Genomic DNA, 13,906 nt, shown 5'->3' with positions numbered 1-13,906 from the left:
CCAGAGAAAGAAAATAAAATGCGATGCCATAACCGATTATGACAACGGCGGAAGGGGCAAGCTTAGTAAAGCCCTCGGTGCGGCGGACATTATCCGCGAACAGGCTGAACAGCACGGCATTGCGCGGGTAACGGATGTCTGGCTGGAAGTCGGCGCACTGGCGGATGTTGAGGAGAGTGCACTGCATTTCTGTTTTGATATCGCCTGCCGTGATACCGTGGCGCAGGGCTGCACACTGCATATTGATGTTATCCCGGCACAGGCATGGTGCTGGGATTGCAGCCGTGAGGCCGAAATCATGCAGCACGCCGGATGCTGTCCGCACTGCGGCAGTGAACGGCTGCGCATCAGTGAAGGTGATGATTTGCGGGTAAAAAGCCTGGAAGGTGAGTGAGTTTTACGCCGCCGCCGTATTCAGCAGCCAGCGGGCGAATTGCTGCATGGCCGGGGTTTCCGTACGGGACTGTAACCGCGTCAGCCAGTAGCCGCCGAGGGTGATTTCTGCGGCAAACGGCTGTACCAGTGCGCCTGACTGTAACAGGCGGCTGAACATACATACCGGTGCGATCGCTACCCCGGCACCCAGTTGTGCCGCCTCGGCCATGGCCAGTGAGGTATCGAACACCATTACCGGCTGTGACGGGGAAGGCGGTGTGCCGCCCGCACAATCCAGCCAGCGGCTCCATTCATCCCGGCGGAATGAGCGCAGCAGGGTAAAGCGGTGAACATCATCCGGCTGCTGTAACTGTTCTGCAATGGCCGGTGAGCACAGCGGAGCGTGTGGTGCACTGAAAATCAGTTCCGCATCTGACTCATGCCACGCGCCGTTACCGAAACGGATCGTATAATCATGCCCTTCCGCCGCCGGGTCCACATGATTGTTATGGGTGGAGATATGCAGATCAATATGCGGATGGCTGTCATAGAATCCGGCCAGACGCGGCAGCAGCCAGCCTGCGGCAAATGTTCCCACCGCACCGACTTTCACCCGCTCACGGAACTGCCCGTGAGAAAAACACTCCAGAGTATCCGCAATCCGGTCAAACGCCTCATTGAGCACCGGCAGTAATCCCTCACCTTCATGGGTCAGCACCAGCCCGCGCGAGACGCGGGTAAACAGCACACAGCCGAGTTGTTCTTCCAGCGCCCTGACCTGCTGGCTGACGGCGGCATGGGTGACATTCAGCTCAATCGCCGCGCGGGTAAAACTGAGATGACGGGCGGCGGCCTCAAAGGCGCGCAGCGGGTTAAGGGGGAGATAACGTCTGACCATAATCCACCTGTAAGTTTTTCTTTAGGCTCTTGTTATAAATAACCGTTTGTTCTGTCCGGTGAATCTGACGATACTTGCCGCCGTTACTCACACACGGAAGGTTAATTCTGATGAAAAAATCGTTATCTGCAACACTGATTTCCGCTCTGCTGGCGTTTTCCGCCCCGGGGTTTTCTGCCGCTGATAATGTCGCGGCGGTGGTGGACAGCACCATTAAACCGCTGATGGCACAGCAGGATATTCCCGGGATGGCGGTTGCCGTCTCCGTAAAGGGTAAGCCCTATTATTTCAATTATGGTTTTGCCGATATTCAGGCAAAACAGCCGGTCACTGAAAATACACTATTTGAGCTCGGATCTGTAAGTAAAACTTTCACAGGTGTGCTGGGTGCGGTTTCTGTGGCGAAAAAAGAGATGGCGCTGAATGATCCGGCGGCAAAATACCAGCCGGAGCTGGCTCTGCCGCAGTGGAAGGGGATCACATTGCTGGATCTGGCTACCTATACCGCAGGCGGACTGCCGTTACAGGTGCCGGATGCGGTAAAAAGCCGTGCGGATCTGCTGAATTTCTATCAGCAGTGGCAGCCGTCCCGGAAACCGGGCGATATGCGTCTGTATGCAAACAGCAGTATCGGCCTGTTTGGTGCTCTGACCGCAAACGCGGCGGGGATGCCGTATGAGCAGTTGCTGACTGCACGGATCCTGGCACCGCTGGGGTTATCTCACACCTTTATTACTGTGCCGGAAAGTGCGCAAAGCCAGTATGCGTACGGTTATAAAAACAAAAAACCGGTCCGCGTGTCGCCGGGACAGCTTGATGCGGAATCTTACGGCGTGAAATCCGCCTCAAAAGATATGCTGCGCTGGGCGGAAATGAATATGGAGCCGTCACGGGCCGGTAATGCGGATCTGGAAATGGCAATGTATCTCGCCCAGACCCGCTACTATAAAACCGCCGCGATTAACCAGGGGCTGGGCTGGGAAATGTATGACTGGCCGCAGCAGAAAGATATGATCATTAACGGTGTGACCAACGAGGTCGCATTGCAGCCGCATCCGGTAACAGACAACCAGGTTCAGCCGTATAACCGTGCTTCCTGGGTGCATAAAACGGGCGCAACAACTGGTTTCGGCGCCTATGTCGCCTTTATTCCGGAAAAACAGGTGGCGATTGTGATTCTGGCGAATAAAAACTACCCGAATACCGAAAGAGTCAAAGCTGCACAGGCTATTTTGAGTGCACTGGAATAATTTTTTTCCTGAACAGGCCCCTGCGGATACGCCGGGGCCGTAATTTAAGATTATTCCTTATGCAATAATTTGCTTTATGGGCTGTTTTATGGAGGATGAGAGTATCGGGCACTGACAGCTTCCGGCTGAACCGGATTTCACTGTGTGCTGCGGCAAACTGATGTCAGTCTCAACACACAGAGGAAAATGTTGTCATGGACGTTCTGCGTTTTATCCTCCGCTTACCTTTTATTTTGCTGCGTCTGGCGGCTCGCAGTCTTGTTTATCTCTTTACTCTGCTGGGTTTTCTGCTGCGCCCGTTCACCGGACGGATCCGCTGGGCGGTGCCGGGCTGGGTGACCTTTGCCGGTAATCAGCTTGCCCGGCTGGAGCGGGGGGGCAACCGCTATCCGAAAACCATATCTGCCTTATTATTACTGACTGCTGCGGTGGCAGCGGGCAGTTATTACACCTGGCACTGGTATCAGAACAAACCGAAGCCGGTGGATGTTGCGCCGCTGGTGGTGCAGGATATTTCCGCGTCTGTGCAGCGCCCTTCGGCGGTTAATTATAACCGTGATGATAATTCAGCGCAGATTGTGGTGGTGACATTCTCCCGCTCTGCCGCACCGGTAACGCTGATCGGTAAACCGGTCACCGCCGGTATTACCCTGACCCCCGCAATGGAAGGTGAGTGGCAGTGGCGTAATGACCGTAAGCTGGTATTCACGGCGAAAAAAACCTTCCCGATGGGGAAAACCTACACCGTCGATATGGATGCCAAAACACTGCTGGCTCCGCAGGTGGCGTTAACAGAGAAACAAAAAACCTTTACCACCCCTGAGTTTTATTATCGCGGCGGCCGGGCGGAGTTCTATCAGGATCCGCAAGATCCGATGAAAAAACACGCCATTATCGGCCTGACCTTCAATGCCCCCGCTGATGTCAAAAATCTGGAATCGCGTCTGTCTATGACCCGTGACGGCAAGCCGGTGCCGTATACCGTCACTGTAATGAACTGTTGTCATTTATGCTGACGCCCGTGCCGGGAGGCATTGATGTCCCAACCCAGCAGCTCGGCGAACAAAGCTGTAATTTATTATTTAGCCTGATTGCCGGTGAGAAAGGTTTACAAAATATCACCGTGGGTACACAAATATCGTTAGCCGACTCACTGGTATAAAAACTGGGGCATAACAATGCCCCAGTGCATTTTAGAATGCGTAATTCACACCGATACCTGCATAATGGAGTCTGTCGCTTTCACCTTCATTTCTATTGGTAGCGATCCCATGACACAAGAGACTACTCTGCCGCAAATTAACTGGGGGAATGTTGACTAAATGTTGCTTGCTTTTGTTGTTTCGGATATCAGGGTTGATTACCTGAATAGCGTTTCGACAATTTTGTCGCTGCCCGGCTCAACAAAGGTTCCAATACTAACGCCAGCAACATTTTTAGCGGACGTCGGGCCACGGACTTCACCGCCCACCCTGCTACCCCAGCCGGGCCATAGCGCAGCGCAGTCAGTAGCACCAGCTTACCTGCTATTTTAATGCCCGGCTTAACCCTTTGCCCGGCACGTTGCCAGCGATTATTCATTTCTAACCTCACAATTGGCGGAAGCGGCTGCGTAATGTAAAAGTATCAGACGTTACATAACGCTCCATCTCACGCAAACGCTTTTCACTTGCAGCCAGTTCACGATCGACAGCATCCAATAGCTCACCGCTTGATGGCTGCTGTTCTCCGGAAACCACGTTGTCTGGCATCGGATCCAACACAAACGTCAGTACGATGTAGGCGACAAAGGTGAAAAAGGCCAGACCAAAAAAGATGGACAGCACCACCAGGATCCGCACCAGTTTCACAGGAACATCGAGATAATGCGCAATACCCGCGCAAACCCCTTTCACCATGCCCTGCTGCGGTATACGCCACAGTTTTTTATTCAGATTAACGCCCCCCATTAGCGGTCCCTCCAGTTTGGATGTTCAGCATCAAGGATGTCTTCCAGCGCTTGAATGCGCTCACGCATCCGCTGTGCGTCCTGGTTAAGTTCTACCAGACGCTGTTGTTCACTTTGCGCCAGCTCGCCGCGACTGGAACGATTGCTGTAATGCAGCCAGAGCCAAATCGGTAAGACGAACAGCACAAAGATGGTTAACGGGATGGCCAGAAATAGCGCGCTCATGAGTACTCCTTACAGGTGATGAGCGGCGGCGCGTTCGGGCACCGCCAGATATTATTATTGCTTGTCTTGCTGCATTTTGGCTTTCAATTGCGCCAACTGCTCGCTGATTTCATCATCTGCTTTCAGGTCAGCAAATTGCTGATCCAAAGACTTCTGCTTACCGAAGTTATGGCTTTCAGCTTCAGCTTCCATTTGATCGATACGACGCTCAAAAGATTCAAAGCGAGCCATCGCTTCATCCAGTTTGCCGCTGTCCAGTTGACGACGAACATCACGGGAAGAACTCGCCGCCTGATGGCGCAACATCAATGCCTGCTGACGAGCACGGGTTTCACTGAGTTTGTTTTCCAGTTCACCGATCTCTTTTTTCATACGCGCCAGCGTATCGTCAACCAGCGTCACCTCATGCTCCAGGGAGGCAATCAGGTCAGTCAGTTTCTGCTTTTCGATTAACGCAGAACGCGCCAAATCTTCTTTTTCTTTACGCAGCGCCAGCTCTGCTTTTTCCTGCCACTCTGCCTGTTGGGCGCTGGCCTGTTCAATACGACGCGATAACTGTTTCTTTTCTGCCAGCGCGCGTGCGGAGTTGGAGCGCACCTCAACCAGCGTGTCTTCCATTTCCTGGATCATCAACCGCACCAGCTTCTGCGGATCTTCAGCCTTTTCCAGCAACGCATTAATGTTGGCGTTCACGATGTCGGCAAAACGAGAAAAAATACCCATAATGTAATCCTCACTTACTGTTCTGATATCGGGCAATGCCCTGCTGCTGTTCTAATGCACTTCGCATGCCAACTTTTTAATTCATTGAAATATTTGAAAATAACTAATTTTACCTGTCGGGATAAATAGGGTAAATTGGTGAATAACACTAACAAATGGTGAATTTCATCATGGCAGGATACAAAGATAATCTGCTGGGCGAAGCGAACAGCTTTATTGAAGTGCTGGAGCAGGTTTCTCGTCTCGCGCCGCTGGATAAACCTGTGCTGGTCATTGGGGAACGAGGAACAGGGAAAGAGCTTATCGCCAACCGCCTGCACTACCTCTCAACCCGTTGGCAAGGCCCGTTTATTTCACTTAACTGCGCCGCGCTCAACGAAAATTTACTTGATTCCGAACTCTTTGGGCACGAAGCGGGCGCCTTTACCGGCGCGCAGAAACGTCACCCAGGTCGGTTCGAGCGCGCCGATGGCGGCACACTGTTTCTTGATGAACTGGCAACCGCCCCGATGCTGGTACAGGAAAAACTGCTGCGCGTTATTGAGTACGGAGAGCTGGAACGCGTAGGCGGTAGCCAACCTCTGCAGGTCAATGTAAGACTGGTTTGCGCAACCAACGCCGACCTGCCACGCATGGTGAGTGAAGGCACGTTCCGCGCCGACCTGCTGGATCGTCTGGCCTTTGACGTGGTGCAACTTCCCCCGTTACGCGAACGTCAAAGCGATATCATGTTAATGGCTGAACATTTTGCCATTCAGATGTGCCGTGAGATCGGGTTACCGTTGTTTCCTGGGTTCACCGATGAGGCCAAAGAAACGCTCCTCCACTACCGTTGGCCGGGCAATATTCGTGAACTGAAAAACGTCGTGGAGCGTTCGGTATACCGACACGGGACCAGCGATTACCCACTGAATGAGATTGTGATTGACCCGTTCAGGCGTCACGCCGCACCGCCGCTGGCGCAAGAAACCAGACATACATCAGTAACCCTACCGCTGGATCTGCGTGAATTCCAACAGCAGCAGGAGAAGGAATTTTTGCAAACCAGCTTACAGCAGGCGAAATTTAATCAGAAAAAAGCCGCTGAATTATTAGGTCTGACCTACCATCAACTCCGCGCATTACTGAAGAAACACCAAATTTAGCGTGCAGGGGCAGACGTTGGACGCGAGAGTTAAAACAGTTTACCATGTTGCAATCACTGTATAAAAAAACAGGTTAATCATGATGACTCTGGCGTTAGTTGGCGAAAAAATTGACAGAAACAGGTTCACCGGTGAAAAAGTTGAAAATAGCACATTTTTCAACTGTGATTTTTCGGGTGCCGACCTTAGCGGCACTGAATTTATTGGCTGCCAGTTTTATGATCGAGAAAGTCAGAAAGGATGTAATTTTAGTCGCGCTAACCTGAAAGATGCCATTTTCAAAAGTTGTGATCTCTCCATGGCTGATTTCAGGAATATCAATGCGCTGGGAATCGAAATTCGCCACTGCCGGGCACAAGGGTCAGATTTTCGCGGCGCAAGTTTTATGAATATGATCACCACCCGCACCTGGTTTTGTAGCGCCTATATCACCAATACCAACTTAAGCTACGCCAACTTTTCAAAAGTCGTACTGGAAAAGTGCGAGCTGTGGGAAAACCGCTGGATGGGTACTCAGGTGCTGGGCGCAACGTTCAGTGGATCAGACCTCTCTGGCGGCGAGTTTTCATCCTTCGACTGGCGAGCAGCAAACGTTACGCACTGTGATTTGACCAATTCGGAACTGGGCGATTTAGATATCCGCGGGGTTGATTTGCAAGGCGTCAAACTGGACAGCTACCAGGCATCGTTGCTCCTGGAACGTCTTGGTATCGCTGTCATGGGTTAATGTTCAGGGAGCGGTATATGCCGCCCCCTGCCCTTATACAATATTGTCCGGGCTGGCTTTCCCCCTCAGACGTTTCGACTTCGGGGGCATAAACGTCAGAGGGTTCCGGTCCCCCCGTCAGAACACCATACCTGACCGGATGTATAGCTGTTCTCTTCAGCCGCTAAAGTGACATACAGCGGAGCAATTTCTACCGGTTGGCCAGGGCGACCAAGCGGCGCATTTGCACCAAATTTCTCAATTTTTTCCTGTGGTTGGCCGCCGCAGCACTGCAATACCGTCCAGTACGGCCCAGGCGCGACAGCATTTACACGGATCCCTTTAGGGGCCAGTTGCTTCGCCAGCGATTTAGTAAATGCCACTATCGCCGCCTTGGTCTGAGCATAATCAAGCAGGATCTCACTCGGCTCATAAGCCTGTACCGATGAGGTGTTAATAATCACGCTGTCTCGGGAGAAATGGGGAATAGCCGCCTTGGTGATCCAAAACATGGCGTAGACATTGGTCTTGAATGTCGCATCAAATTCTTCTGTGGTGAGGTCTTCGATCGATTCACAAAATTGCTGACGGCCTGCGTTATTCACCAGGATATCCAACCCTCCCAGCGCGTCTACCGCCTGTTTTACCAGATGGTTACAAAAAGTTTCGTCACGAATATCGCCGGGAATCGCCGCAACTTTTCTCCCAGCTTTTTTTATCAACTCAACAACCTCACGAGCATCGTCCTCTTCTTCAGGTAAATAATTAATCGCGACATCGGCGCCTTCGCGGGCATAGGCAATGGCAACAGCACGCCCAATACCTGAATCACCACCGGTAATTAATACCTTGCGACCATTTAACCTGCCGCTTCCCTGATAGCTTTGTTCGCCATGATCGGGGCGCGGTTGCATTTTTCCGGCGAGCCCCGGAAAAGGTTGTTTTTGATGTGGAAAAGGCGGCTGCGGAAAACGCTCTGAATTAGTTTTATTGGTGGTCTGTTTTCCTTTATTTAGGTCAGTCATTCAATCACCTCTCGTGAGTCATCATTCATCGCAAAGACTAATAAGCGTAGAACAAAATGAATGACATGGTCTTTATAATTTACCTACCACTTAATTTTCTCCTAATATTAACCTGGCTCTCACGACGATAACTTCACATAGCATTGAAATATTTCCTAGGATAAGTCCTGGTTTATTTATTTGTTCTTCCAGGCTGACACTTCTTCAATCAATACCGCCAGGCTAAAACGTACCGCCTTTTCAATGACGTCCTGGCAATCCCCGGAAAAACACTCACGTTTTGTTATTATCTGTCCGCGGAAATTCCACGCAAACCACACGGTTCCTGCGGGAGTACCATCCTCCCCACCCTCCGGCCCTGCATATCCGCTGATGGCTATACTGATATCGGTTTCGGCTTGCTGACGTATTCCTACAGACATCTCACTGACCGTTTGCTCACTAACGGCGCTATATTTCTTCAGCGTACTGGCCCGCACGTCGAGCATTTTCTGCTTGGCGCGATCGCTAAAGGTTATAACGCCGATATCATAAAATTCTGCGGTATCCGCCTGTGCGCAAAGCGCCGCGGCCAGCTTTCCTCCTGTACAGGATTCTGCGGTGGTCAACGTTAAATCGCTATCAATGAGCGTGTTTGCAAGCCGTTTTGTCAGTTCATTGACTGTTTTTGCGTCATTGTACTCCGTATTCATTACCGCCTCGCTAATTCTCTTCAGGAATGACAGAAATATGTCCGTTGCGTTCCAGAATGGCATACTTGATTTTACTTGATTCGGTAATCCCCTGATTTTGTCGCGCAGCGACTAATATATCTTCAAGAGAGACATCCACTTTCTTCATTTTATCTAATAAAGGGATCCCGTGATCAAGCAGGATAACCGGGGAACCATCCAGCACGGATTCGGCCCCACCCACCTTTTTTTTAATGAAACCGAACAGAATATCAATAGTAACCAGAGTGACAATCGTGATCATGGCGCCGGTTATCGAAAAATCATTACCCAACAAGGCTTGTTGAGTTGCTTCACTGATAATCAGTAATAAAATCAGATCGAAGCTGGTCATTTGTAATAATGCCCGGCGACCTGCTATTTTGAAAACCACCAGCAAAATAAGGTAAATGGCGGATGCCCGGAAGACCATCTCCATACTCACCTCCTAGGGATAAATAAATTGTCTGAAGCGGATTTCAGGTTCGCCATTTAGCTGGAGAAAACTCTTTACGCTTCCTGGCTTCACGGGCGTAACCCGCAGCCAGATAGTAAAGTTCTGCATTGCTTCAGAATCATTGTAGACGAGGTAAAGATCGTTCCCCTTGCTGTACATGCTGTCTGGCTGCGGCCAAATATTTTCCATTTCATAAAATTTGTTGAAATCGCCGCCAATGCGCAACGTCTTGTTCACAGAATCATACTTTTGTGCAGAGATTTTAAATTTAAATTCCGTTTGCAAGCGCCCAAACCTTTCGTACTGTAACCCTGTTGTCTTTAAGGTGTTTTTTCTCGTCACCTCACTTAAATATCCGCCGGAAAACGCTCCCACCGAAGCAAGAAAAACAATGCAGAGCAAACAGATAAAACCAATCTTGTGAAAGCCAGATTCAAAATTCAGAAAACGCAGGCTCTCTTTTACTCCTTGAAAATGGGTTTTCTCTCTGTTCATCTCCCCGCCTCGCTTATATAACACCAAGCCGTTGTTTTATTGAAAAATTACAATTTGAGACTTATCCCACTCGCCAGATTAATAAATAGCTACCAAACTTAATAAGTCAAATCAATTTCAATGGAGGCTCTATGAAAATATCGTTCGCCCCCTTACTGTTCTGTTTTTTATTGCCATCAGCGTTTGCCGATGATAATGGCGGATTGAAAAAAGATACCGCCCCGCCACCTGCCCATGCACTGGATGAAGGCTATCGCGGCACTGAAAATGCAAGAATCATGACCGTCGAACAAGCTAAAACCATGCATGACGGTGCGACCATCTCTTTACGAGGTAATCTCATTGAGGATCAGGGAGGAGATAAGTTTATCTTCCGTGACAAAACCGGCAGTATCAATACGCTAATCCCGCTTGCGGTCTTTGATGGCCGAACGATAAAACCCGATCAAATGATCAGCATTAACGGTAGCCTTGACGCTAAAATGCAACCGCCGGTGGTGCGCGTTAATAAAATCCAGAAGTAATACCTCAGCCGGGAAGAAATTCACTCTTCCCGCCTCCCACACAACAGATTCATTTTCCCCGTCAGACACCTCACATAATCTCTCTGGCAGCAAATCCAGCGTTTAAGCGAGTCAGAGGGGCCATGAAAATGCTAAGATAGCTACAAGAGTATATGCAAAGTGGATAGCGGGTATGAATTTTGACCAGTACGCGATGTCGAATTCGCGGTTATCAACCCCACTGCCCCAAAAACAAACGGTAATGGCAAATGTCATTAAGTATTAGTAAGATAGCTTCTTTATATATAACCCTTTAAAATTATGCGCCTGGTTTTATCATCTCTGATCGTGATGGCTGGATTTCTGAGTGGTCAGGCTGCAGCTGCGCCTGAGCAGGCCTCGTACGCTGATATTCGTGACAGTGGCTTTGTCTATTGCGTTAGCGGGCAGGTCAATACGTTCAATCCACAAAAAGCAAGCAGCGGTCTCATCGTAGACACATTAGCGGCCCAATTGTATGACCGACTGCTTGATGTCGATCCCTACACCTATCGCCTGGTGCCAGAACTGGCTGAAAGCTGGGAAGTATTAGATAACGGCGCAACCTACCGCTTCCATTTACGACGCGATGTTCCGTTTCAAAAGACTGCCTGGTTCACGCCCACCCGCAAACTAAATGCGGACGATGTGGTATTTACCTTCGAGCGCATCTTTGATCGCCAGCATCCGTGGCATAATGTCAATGGTAGCAGTTTTCCTTATTTTGATAGCCTGCAGTTCGCCGATAACGTCCAAAGCGTGCGTAAACTGGACAACAACACCGTTGAATTTCGCTTAAATCAACCCGACGCCTCCTTCTTGTGGCACCTTGCCACACATTATGCCTCTGTGATGTCGGCCGAATATGCCGCCAAATTAGCAAAACAGGATCGCCAGGAATTACTCGACAGACAACCCGTCGGCACAGGCCCGTACCAACTTTCAGAAAATCGTGCAGGCCAATATATTCGCCTACAACGGCATGAAAAATTCTGGCGTGGTACCCCCTTGATGCCGCAGGTCGTGGTGGATCTCGGCTCTGGCGGGACCGGACGCTTATCGAAATTACTGACCGGCGAGTGCGACGTCCTGGCATGGCCTGCCGCCAGCCAGCTCAGCATACTGCGTGATGACCCGCGGCTGCGCCTGACGCTGCGTCCGGGGATGAATATCGCCTATCTGGCGTTCAACACGGATAAACCGCCGTTGAACAACCCTGCCGTACGACATGCGCTAGCGCTGGCCATTAACAACCAACGGTTAATGCAATCTATTTACTACGGTACGGCGGAAACCGCGGCATCTATTTTGCCTCGCGCCTCGTGGGCTTATGACAACGAAGCTAAAATTACCGAGTACAACCCGGCAAAATCGCGCGAGCAGTTAAAAGCGCTGGGGCTGGAAAACCTGACGTTACAACTCTGGGTACCTACCAGCTCTCAGGCCTGGAACCCCAGTCCGCTGAAAACCGCAGAGCTGATTCAGGCTGATATGGCTCAGGTGGGTGTGAAAGTGAAGATCATCCCGGTAGAGGGCCGTTTTCAGGAGGCGCGATTAATGGATATGAACCATGATCTGACGTTGTCCGGTTGGGCAACTGACAGTAACGATCCTGACAGCTTTTTCCGACCGATGCTTAGCTGTGCCGCCATTAACTCGCAGACCAATTTTGCCCACTGGTGCAATCCCGAGTTTGACAGCATTTTGCGCAAAGCCCTCTCTTCGCAACAACTCTCCTCGCGAATTGATGCCTACGACGAAGCGCAAAATATTCTTGCGCGCGAGTTGCCGATCCTGCCTCTGGCCTCTTCGCTCCGTTTGCAGGCTTACCGCTATGACATCAAAGGGCTGGTGCTCAGTCCGTTCGGCAACGCTTCTTTTGCCGGGGTTTCCAGGGAAAAGGCTGACGAGGTGAAAAAACCATGATTATCTTCACCCTACGCCGATTTTTATTATTGCTGGTCACTTTGTTCTTCCTGACCTTTATTGGCTTCAGTCTGAGTTATTTCACCCCCCATGCGCCGTTACAGGGCGCATCGCTGTGGAACGCTTGGGTATTCTGGTTCAATGGCCTGATTCACTGGGATTTTGGTGTGTCCAGTATTAACGGCCAGTTGATCTCAGAACAACTGAAAGAGGTGTTCCCGGCAACAATGGAACTGTGCATTCTGGCATTTGGTTTTGCACTAATGGTCGGGATCCCCATCGGCATGTTGGCGGGCATAACGCGTAATAAATGGCAGGATCGTTGCATCAGCGCATTGGCTCTGATGGGCTTCTCTATTCCGGTTTTTTGGCTGGCGCTGCTGCTGACGTTGCTATTCTCACTAACCCTCGGCTGGTTACCCGTATCAGGGCGTTTTGATCTGCTTTATGAAGTAAAACCCGTAACCGGGTTTGCCATTATTGACGCCTGGATCTCCGACTCGCCCTGGCGCGATGAAATGCTGGTCAGTGCCATCCGCCATATGGTGCTTCCGGTGTTAACGCTCTCCGTGGCACCGACGACGGAAGTTATTCGTCTGATGCGTATCAGCACTATTGAGGTCTTTGATCAAAACTATGTCAAAGCGGCGGCGACTCGTGGTCTGTCACGGTTAACGATTTTACGCCGTCACGTACTGCACAACGCTCTCCCACCGGTTATCCCGCGCCTGGGGTTACAGTTTTCCACCATGCTGACGCTGGCGATGATCACCGAGATGGTCTTTAGCTGGCCAGGTCTTGGCCGTTGGCTGATTAACGCGATTCGCCAGCAGGATTACGCGGCGATTTCGGCGGGTGTGATGGTGATTGGCTCACTGGTTATCATTGTTAACGTGATCTCTGATATTTTGGGTGCTATGGCTAACCCTCTGAAACATAAGGAATGGTATGCCTTACGATAGCGTCTACAGCGAAAAGCGCCCGCCTGGTACGCTGCGCACCGCATGGCGCAATTTTTACGGCGATGCAACCGCAATGATCGGCCTGTATGGCTGTGCTGGACTGGCAATTCTGTGTATTTTTGGTGGTTGGTTCGCGCCTTATGGCATCGACCAGCAGTTTCTTGGCTACCAGCTTTTGCCGCCGTCATGGTCACGCTATGGCGAAGTCTCTTTCTTCCTCGGGACTGATGACCTGGGGCGTGATGTTTTAAGCCGCCTGCTTAGCGGTGCGGCCCCGACCGTGGGCGGTGCGTTTGTCGTCACCCTTGCCGCCACGTTGTGTGGCTTATTGCTTGGCGTGGTTGCCGGGGCAACACACGGTTTGCGCTCCGCGGTGCTGAATCACATTCTGGACACCCTGCTGTCGATCCCTTCACTGTTGCTGGCGATTATTGTGGTGGCTTGGGTATAGGAAGTATAAACCACCTTTTTGCTCCTCATCCGAAGTATCTTACCTGAAATTCCCTCACTCGTTTACCG

The 13,906-nt window shown here is 50.8% G+C and carries 18 protein-coding genes and 2 pseudogenes; 10 read left to right on the top strand and 10 right to left on the bottom strand.

The window, feature by feature from the left end; all coding sequences use genetic code 11:
* Window positions 1-136 (bottom strand): SMR family transporter (locus tag GF617_RS27295; RefSeq protein ID WP_230203949.1); only part of this gene is annotated, 136 nt, incomplete at its 3' end.
* Here GF617_RS27295 and hypA point away from each other — a divergent pair.
* On the top strand, window positions 89-394 hold the full coding sequence (gene hypA, locus GF617_RS25140; protein ID WP_050583588.1) for a hydrogenase maturation nickel metallochaperone HypA: 306 nt from the start codon (window positions 89-91) through the stop codon (window positions 392-394). The genes GF617_RS27295 and hypA overlap by 48 nt on opposite strands.
* 3 nt (window positions 395-397) lie before the next feature.
* On the opposite strand, the gene ampR is transcribed toward hypA, so the two are convergent.
* Entirely contained in the window at window positions 398-1,273 is an 876-nt protein-coding gene (gene ampR, locus GF617_RS25135) for a LysR family transcriptional regulator AmpR (protein WP_004193231.1), read from the bottom strand.
* A 110-nt stretch (window positions 1,274-1,383) separates the two neighbouring features.
* Here ampR and GF617_RS25130 point away from each other — a divergent pair, with 110 nt between their 5' ends.
* From GF617_RS25130 to GF617_RS25120, 3 genes and pseudogenes are all read left to right on the top strand, one after another.
* The gene (locus GF617_RS25130) at window positions 1,384-2,523 is read left to right on the top strand and encodes an extended-spectrum class C beta-lactamase DHA-1 (protein ID WP_004236386.1); all 1,140 of its coding nucleotides are present in this window, start codon (window positions 1,384-1,386) and stop codon (window positions 2,521-2,523) included.
* Window positions 2,524-2,717: 194 nt separating this feature from the next.
* The gene (locus GF617_RS25125) at window positions 2,718-3,539 is read left to right on the top strand and encodes a hypothetical protein (RefSeq protein WP_013214003.1); all 822 of its coding nucleotides are present in this window, start codon (window positions 2,718-2,720) and stop codon (window positions 3,537-3,539) included.
* Window positions 3,497-3,685, top strand: a pseudogene (locus GF617_RS25120) (LacI family transcriptional regulator); the annotation flags it as partial. The gene GF617_RS25125 and the pseudogene GF617_RS25120, both read left to right, overlap by 43 nt.
* Before the next feature lie 188 nt (window positions 3,686-3,873).
* Here the strand turns inward: GF617_RS25120 and pspD are convergent.
* Genes pspD through pspA form a run of 4 tightly spaced genes read right to left on the bottom strand, consistent with a single transcriptional unit; the run spans window position 3,874 to window position 5,419 of the window.
* The gene (gene pspD, locus GF617_RS25115) at window positions 3,874-4,104 is read right to left on the bottom strand and encodes a phage shock protein PspD (protein ID WP_004193241.1); all 231 of its coding nucleotides are present in this window, start codon (window positions 4,102-4,104) and stop codon (window positions 3,874-3,876) included.
* A gap of 8 nt (window positions 4,105-4,112) precedes the next feature.
* On the bottom strand, window positions 4,113-4,472 hold the full coding sequence (pspC, locus tag GF617_RS25110; protein WP_004193243.1) for an envelope stress response membrane protein PspC: 360 nt from the start codon (window positions 4,470-4,472) through the stop codon (window positions 4,113-4,115).
* The gene (gene pspB / locus GF617_RS25105; protein ID WP_004193245.1) at window positions 4,472-4,696 is read right to left on the bottom strand and encodes an envelope stress response membrane protein PspB; all 225 of its coding nucleotides are present in this window, start codon (window positions 4,694-4,696) and stop codon (window positions 4,472-4,474) included. The genes pspC and pspB overlap by 1 nt, the downstream gene beginning before the upstream one ends.
* A gap of 54 nt (window positions 4,697-4,750) precedes the next feature.
* On the bottom strand, window positions 4,751-5,419 hold the full coding sequence (gene pspA / locus GF617_RS25100; protein ID WP_003020532.1) for a phage shock protein PspA: 669 nt from the start codon (window positions 5,417-5,419) through the stop codon (window positions 4,751-4,753).
* 155 nt (window positions 5,420-5,574) lie between these two features.
* Between pspA and pspF the strand changes: the two genes are divergently transcribed.
* Together pspF and GF617_RS25090 are read left to right on the top strand one after the other, a co-directional pair.
* Window positions 5,575-6,564: a phage shock protein operon transcriptional activator gene (gene pspF / locus GF617_RS25095; RefSeq protein WP_017900991.1), complete on the top strand. Its 990-nt coding sequence runs from the start codon at window positions 5,575-5,577 to the stop codon at window positions 6,562-6,564.
* 82 nt (window positions 6,565-6,646) lie between these two features.
* A complete protein-coding gene (locus GF617_RS25090; protein WP_017900990.1) occupies window positions 6,647-7,291 on the top strand; it encodes a quinolone resistance pentapeptide repeat protein QnrB4 in 645 nt (214 codons plus the stop codon).
* Between the two features lie 95 nt (window positions 7,292-7,386).
* Here the strand turns inward: GF617_RS25090 and GF617_RS25085 are convergent, their stop codons facing one another.
* The 4 genes from GF617_RS25085 to GF617_RS25070 form a co-directional block, all read right to left on the bottom strand.
* Window positions 7,387-8,295 (bottom strand): SDR family oxidoreductase, encoded by a 909-nt coding sequence (locus GF617_RS25085; protein ID WP_004193260.1) that lies wholly within the window; start codon window positions 8,293-8,295, stop codon window positions 7,387-7,389.
* Between the two features lie 176 nt (window positions 8,296-8,471).
* Complete coding sequence (locus GF617_RS25080; protein ID WP_017900989.1) at window positions 8,472-8,987, bottom strand: 2-oxo-tetronate isomerase; 516 nt, start codon at window positions 8,985-8,987, stop codon at window positions 8,472-8,474.
* A 10-nt stretch (window positions 8,988-8,997) separates the two neighbouring features.
* Window positions 8,998-9,444: a DUF421 domain-containing protein gene (locus tag GF617_RS25075; RefSeq protein WP_004193264.1), complete on the bottom strand. Its 447-nt coding sequence runs from the start codon at window positions 9,442-9,444 to the stop codon at window positions 8,998-9,000.
* Window positions 9,445-9,453: 9 nt separating this feature from the next.
* On the bottom strand, window positions 9,454-9,957 hold the full coding sequence (locus tag GF617_RS25070; protein ID WP_004193267.1) for a hypothetical protein: 504 nt from the start codon (window positions 9,955-9,957) through the stop codon (window positions 9,454-9,456).
* Window positions 9,958-10,088: 131 nt separating this feature from the next.
* On the opposite strand from GF617_RS25070, the gene GF617_RS25065 reads away from it, so the two are divergent.
* From GF617_RS25065 to GF617_RS25050, 4 genes and pseudogenes are all read left to right on the top strand, one after another.
* A complete protein-coding gene (locus GF617_RS25065) occupies window positions 10,089-10,481 on the top strand; it encodes a YdeI family stress tolerance OB fold protein (protein ID WP_004193269.1) in 393 nt (130 codons plus the stop codon).
* 300 nt (window positions 10,482-10,781) lie between these two features.
* Complete coding sequence (sapA, locus tag GF617_RS25060) at window positions 10,782-12,425, top strand: ABC transporter substrate-binding protein SapA (RefSeq protein WP_004193272.1); 1,644 nt, start codon at window positions 10,782-10,784, stop codon at window positions 12,423-12,425.
* On the top strand, window positions 12,422-13,387 hold the full coding sequence (gene sapB / locus GF617_RS25055) for a peptide ABC transporter permease SapB (RefSeq protein WP_004193276.1): 966 nt from the start codon (window positions 12,422-12,424) through the stop codon (window positions 13,385-13,387). The genes sapA and sapB overlap by 4 nt, the downstream gene beginning before the upstream one ends.
* A pseudogene (locus GF617_RS25050) lies at window positions 13,374-13,832 on the top strand (peptide ABC transporter permease); the annotation flags it as partial. The gene sapB and the pseudogene GF617_RS25050, both read left to right, overlap by 14 nt.
* Between the last annotated feature and the right edge of the window lie 74 nt (window positions 13,833-13,906).

The organism is Lelliottia sp. RWM.1, from assembly GCF_016859735.1.
Lineage (GTDB): Bacteria > Pseudomonadota > Gammaproteobacteria > Enterobacterales > Enterobacteriaceae > Enterobacter.
This window is presented reverse-complemented; position numbering and strand designations above follow the sequence as displayed.

Coding starts and splice junctions, on each gene's coding strand:
- ampR (WP_004193231.1), bottom strand. CDS start 1,273: ATGGTCAGACGTTATCTCCCCCTTAACCCGCTGCGCGCCTTTGAGGCC.
- GF617_RS25130 (WP_004236386.1), top strand. CDS start 1,384: ATGAAAAAATCGTTATCTGCAACACTGATTTCCGCTCTGCTGGCGTTT.
- GF617_RS25125 (WP_013214003.1), top strand. CDS start 2,718: ATGGACGTTCTGCGTTTTATCCTCCGCTTACCTTTTATTTTGCTGCGT.
- pspD (WP_004193241.1), bottom strand. CDS start 4,104: ATGAATAATCGCTGGCAACGTGCCGGGCAAAGGGTTAAGCCGGGCATT.
- pspC (WP_004193243.1), bottom strand. CDS start 4,472: ATGGGGGGCGTTAATCTGAATAAAAAACTGTGGCGTATACCGCAGCAG.
- pspB (WP_004193245.1), bottom strand. CDS start 4,696: ATGAGCGCGCTATTTCTGGCCATCCCGTTAACCATCTTTGTGCTGTTC.
- pspA (WP_003020532.1), bottom strand. CDS start 5,419: ATGGGTATTTTTTCTCGTTTTGCCGACATCGTGAACGCCAACATTAAT.
- pspF (WP_017900991.1), top strand. CDS start 5,575: ATGGTGAATTTCATCATGGCAGGATACAAAGATAATCTGCTGGGCGAA.
- GF617_RS25090 (WP_017900990.1), top strand. CDS start 6,647: ATGACTCTGGCGTTAGTTGGCGAAAAAATTGACAGAAACAGGTTCACC.
- GF617_RS25085 (WP_004193260.1), bottom strand. CDS start 8,295: ATGACTGACCTAAATAAAGGAAAACAGACCACCAATAAAACTAATTCA.
- GF617_RS25080 (WP_017900989.1), bottom strand. CDS start 8,987: ATGAATACGGAGTACAATGACGCAAAAACAGTCAATGAACTGACAAAA.
- GF617_RS25075 (WP_004193264.1), bottom strand. CDS start 9,444: ATGGAGATGGTCTTCCGGGCATCCGCCATTTACCTTATTTTGCTGGTG.
- GF617_RS25070 (WP_004193267.1), bottom strand. CDS start 9,957: ATGAACAGAGAGAAAACCCATTTTCAAGGAGTAAAAGAGAGCCTGCGT.
- GF617_RS25065 (WP_004193269.1), top strand. CDS start 10,089: ATGAAAATATCGTTCGCCCCCTTACTGTTCTGTTTTTTATTGCCATCA.
- sapA (WP_004193272.1), top strand. CDS start 10,782: ATGCGCCTGGTTTTATCATCTCTGATCGTGATGGCTGGATTTCTGAGT.
- sapB (WP_004193276.1), top strand. CDS start 12,422: ATGATTATCTTCACCCTACGCCGATTTTTATTATTGCTGGTCACTTTG.